This is a genomic window from Wolbachia endosymbiont of Drosophila baimaii (assembly GCF_028982185.1).
Taxonomy (GTDB): domain Bacteria; phylum Pseudomonadota; class Alphaproteobacteria; order Rickettsiales; family Anaplasmataceae; genus Wolbachia; species Wolbachia pipientis.
The window spans coordinates 1-2,695 of sequence record NZ_JAPQLE010000146.1 but is presented as its reverse complement, the minus strand read 5'-3'; the positions used below and the strand labels follow the sequence as shown (position 1 = coordinate 2,695).

The 2,695-nt window shown below is 35.4% G+C and carries 3 protein-coding genes; 1 reads left to right on the top strand and 2 read right to left on the bottom strand.

Going from position 1 to position 2,695, the window contains the following annotated elements; genetic code table 11:
* Positions 1-350: 350 nt before the first annotated feature.
* Positions 351-725: a TrbC/VirB2 family protein gene (locus OZD66_RS04970; protein ID WP_006279664.1), complete on the top strand. Its 375-nt coding sequence runs from the start codon at positions 351-353 to the stop codon at positions 723-725.
* Here OZD66_RS04970 and OZD66_RS04965 read toward each other — a convergent pair.
* Together OZD66_RS04965 and OZD66_RS04960 are read right to left on the bottom strand one after the other, a co-directional pair.
* Positions 701-1,699 carry a pyruvate dehydrogenase complex E1 component subunit beta gene (locus OZD66_RS04965; protein WP_182366484.1) on the bottom strand — a complete coding sequence of 333 codons (999 nt, stop codon included), beginning with the start codon at positions 1,697-1,699 and terminating at the stop codon, positions 701-703. The genes OZD66_RS04970 and OZD66_RS04965 overlap by 25 nt on opposite strands.
* Positions 1,700-2,246: 547 nt before the next feature.
* Entirely contained in the window at positions 2,247-2,624 is a 378-nt protein-coding gene (locus OZD66_RS04960; RefSeq protein ID WP_275022403.1) for an ATP-binding protein, read from the bottom strand.
* Between the last annotated feature and the right edge of the window lie 71 nt (positions 2,625-2,695).

Genomic DNA, 2,695 nt, shown 5'->3' with positions numbered 1-2,695 from the left:
ATACCAGAATAATAAGCTACTGATATTCTCCATCTTTTTTATCTTTAATCCATCATAGCTAGCGATGCAACAAAGCCCACTGGGATCCAGTTGAGCTATTTCAACAAAAATACTGCATTTGAGATGAACGTTTATTCTTACCAGACTTATTTACAAATATAACAATTAAAGTCTGGATTCCAGCGTCAAGCACTGGAATAATATCGTTTACTATGTCTATATTACAATATTTGTGCAGTTGTGTGTCAACTACTTTTGTGGCACTGTTTGTTATTCAATCTTTATGCTAGTTTTACTAAAAATTATAGTATTTTAGGTATAATTGCGATATCTAAATTTAAGGTATAGAGATGAACCCTAGGAAAGTTTTTAATATTCTTTTTATAGTATTATTTATTTCTTTTTCTCATGTTGGGAGTGCTGCCGCTGACACTAATACTGATACAACTGCTCAAGTAATATGTAACATTATTGGCTACGTTTGGGGAATAGGCGGACCGCTTATGACCGTAGTGATAATAGGTGCAGCTTTGCTTGCGATATTTGGTAGAATGCCATGGCCAGCTCTTTTTGCACTCGGTATATTTTGTGCTGTATTTTTCGGTGCTAAAACTATCGTCATAAAAGTAATGGGTGGTATAGGCGGCACTGGAAATACTTCTTTGATGGACCAATGCGGAACAGGAGACACAAAAAAGAACTATTTTTTTCTAAAACAGACCTGATGCACGGCTTCAACTATATCTTCCACTTGCGGTAATGCTTTTTTTTCTAGATTTGCAGCGTAAGGTAAGGGGATGTCCTTGCTAGTTACACGTACAACTGGAGCATCAAGGTAGTCAAATCCTTGTTCCATAACAACGGCTGACAGCTCTGCTCCTATTCCTGCAAATGGCCATCCTTCTTCTACACTAACTAACCTATTAGTCTTCTGAATAGAGTTAATAACAGTTTGAGTGTCAAGTGGTCTTAAGGTTCTGAGGTCAATAACTTCAGCTTCTATACCTTCACTCGAAAGTAAATCTGCTGCATTTAAGGCATCCATTAATTTTAATGAAAAAGCAGTGATAGTTACATCCTTTCCTTCCCGTATGACAGCAGCTTTGCCTATCTCAAGTAGATAATCTTTGTTTGATAGCTCAGAGTCAGAAACTTCATGCTCATGTCCATAAGCTATTTCGTTTTCTAGAAATATTACCGGATCAGGGTCACGAATTGCAGCTTTAAGCAGACCTCTGCAATCTGAGGCAAAATAGGGTGCTATTACTTTTAACCCCGGTATATGCGAATACCAAGCTGCAAAGCATTGAGAATGTTGTGCAGCAACTCTTGCTGCAGCGCCATTTGGTCCACGAAATACTATAGGGCATCCAAGTTGTCCGCCTGACATATAATTTGTTTTTGCTGCGGAATTCACAATTTGGTCAATAGCTTGCATAGAAAAATTAAAAGTCATAAACTCGACTATTGGCTTTAATCCAGCAAATGCCGCTCCAACAGCAAGGCCAGCAAATCCATGTTCGGTAATAGGCGTATCAACCACTCTGTTTTCTCCAAACTCTTTCAGTAATCCTTTCGTTACTTTATAAGCACCATCATACTCTGCAACTTCTTCACCCATGATAAGCACATCAGAGTCGTTTTGCATTTCTTCTCTAATTGCTGTGCATAAAGCTTCTCTTACACTTAAGGTTGCCATTTATAAACTTTTATAGATTTTAACTAAAGTAACTATATCAGAATTACTGGGGGTAAGTAAAGTGTACAAATTAAGTTTTACAAACATCATGACCAACTCATTCCAAAAAAAAATCTTCTCACGCTTGCTGGTTTTGGTTGCTAAAAATGATTGTATTGCTTGTGTTTTTAATAATATATACTGCTAAGTTAATAATAATTCACTTGGAAATAACAGAAAAATACATGATAATTTTATATTTCAAATAGAATAAAATCCTTTTTATTGATACTGTCTTTTTTTGTAAAAAACATTCCTAACTTTTCCACCACTTTTTCTGGCTAAGGTCAGTATAACTTTTGCTTGAAATAACTGTTTATATGGTGCAATTTACAGCTTTTAGTTGCTAAAATTATAACTCTTAATTTAATAATTTTAATCCAATAAGCTTTCAGGTTAATAAAATTAAATTATTTGAGTAAATGCAATACCATGTCTTTATTTGTGGGTAATAATAAGAATAACGAAGGTTGGCTCAGCTACACTTCTATAATTTCAATTTTTATGTTTACCGTATAAAAGAAGTTTCTTCTGTCTGTGTCTTCGCGTTTGAAACTAACTTTATTCTATCTCTTTCTTGTTCTGGACTTAACTTGTGAAGCGCGTAACTGAAATCTTCCTCACTCACTCTAAGCCGTCTTTGCGTACCAGCGCGAATTTTTGCTTCATTCACTAATTGCTCTAATTCAGCCCCAGAATAGCCTTCAGTCTTGTCTGCAATGTCTTGGAGGTTTAGCTTTTCATCAGTTTTTGTACCTCGCATATAAAGTTCCAATATCCTTTGTCTCACTTCTATGTTTGGATTAGGGACATAAACCTTCTGACCTAAACGTCCAGGTCTAATAAGTGCTGGATCTATACCACCGATAAGGTTCTCTAATTGCACATAAGTCAACAATAATTTTTACACAAATCAAAATAGCATATTTCCTCCGTAATCTTTAATAATTTTACATA

Coding starts and splice junctions, on each gene's coding strand:
- OZD66_RS04970 (WP_006279664.1), top strand. CDS start 351: ATGAACCCTAGGAAAGTTTTTAATATTCTTTTTATAGTATTATTTATT.
- OZD66_RS04965 (WP_182366484.1), bottom strand. CDS start 1,699: ATGGCAACCTTAAGTGTAAGAGAAGCTTTATGCACAGCAATTAGAGAA.